Source organism: Citrobacter sp. TBCS-14, assembly GCF_005280805.1.
Classification (GTDB): Bacteria; Pseudomonadota; Gammaproteobacteria; order Enterobacterales; family Enterobacteriaceae; genus Citrobacter; species Citrobacter gillenii.
Map to the genome: position 1 here is coordinate 1 of NZ_SZWM01000779.1, position 1,126 is coordinate 1,126.

At 38.0% G+C, this 1,126-nt stretch carries 1 protein-coding gene; it reads right to left on the bottom strand.

Annotated elements, in window-relative coordinates; all coding sequences use genetic code 11:
- A partial coding sequence (locus FDX22_RS21280; protein WP_146717736.1) for a tape measure protein occupies nucleotides 1-1,126 on the bottom strand: 1,126 nt, incomplete at both ends.

The window sequence follows — 1,126 nt, forward strand, 5'->3', positions numbered from 1 at the left end:
GCAACCTTATTGAAAGCTTTCATTATGCCCATTCCTGATTTAATTGACTTTTGTAACTTTTGGAAAGCACCGATAGCAGTTACTATTCCAGTTCCGATTTTAAAAGCCACAAACCCTGCTATTAGTTCAACTAAAGCCACTTTTATCTCATCTATTGCACCCTTACTCTCACTAAATTTCTTTGCAAAATCAGCGATTTTCTTTATGACATCAGCCAACCATTTTGCCAAATTAGCGATAGTTTTACTTACATTCTCAACAGAACCTGAACTTTCAGCAGTTTTTGAATCTACACCAGTAAATGATTCTATTAGTTGTCCGATTATACTTAGAACTGAACCAAAAGTTGATTTTAAACCGTCCCAAATCTTAGAGAAAGAACTTAAAGCACCATTTTTTTCTAACGCTTCCCATAGTTCTTTGACATACTTGACTATGCTATCTATAGCTTTACCAGCACCTTTGCCCCAATCGTCCATTTTATCAATTATGGCATTGATAACAGGCGTTAAAGCCTCAAGAGTAGGAAGTAAAGCTTGCGATAAGTCTTCATTAAAACCAGACCAAGTGTCCCTTATAGTTTTTGTAGCACCGCTTGAACCGTCTGCTGCTTTTTGCATAGCCTTATCGAGCATATCCATTGAGACAGCACCGTTTGAAACAGCTTCATTGAATGAACCATACTGCTTTAATTGTGGGTTCATTTGCATAACAGTGTCTTTTAAAGAAGCGCTAAGAGCCGTGTTGTTGTCTGTTAACTGATTGATATTTTCAGCAGTAACTTTTCCAGAAGCCGCCATCTGACCATAAGCCTGTGCGACACCTTTTAAATTTTCTCCAGTACCACCAAACGCTTGGTTAGCTTTTACTAACGCTTCTGTTTTACCAACTGCTGTTTTAGCACTATCTCCTAAACCAATGAACGTTGTTGAAAGTTTTAAAGTATCTTCACTATTTGCGTTGGTGTCTCTAGCGAGCTTTTGCATAGATTGGCTTACATAGTCAAAATCTTTTCCATTACCTTTGAACTTCATCGTGTTCTTCAAGGCAATCATAGCTGTTTGAGTATCCATTGCGTCGGATATCCAACCTTTTAAGCCATTACCAACAGCACTAACAGCACTTG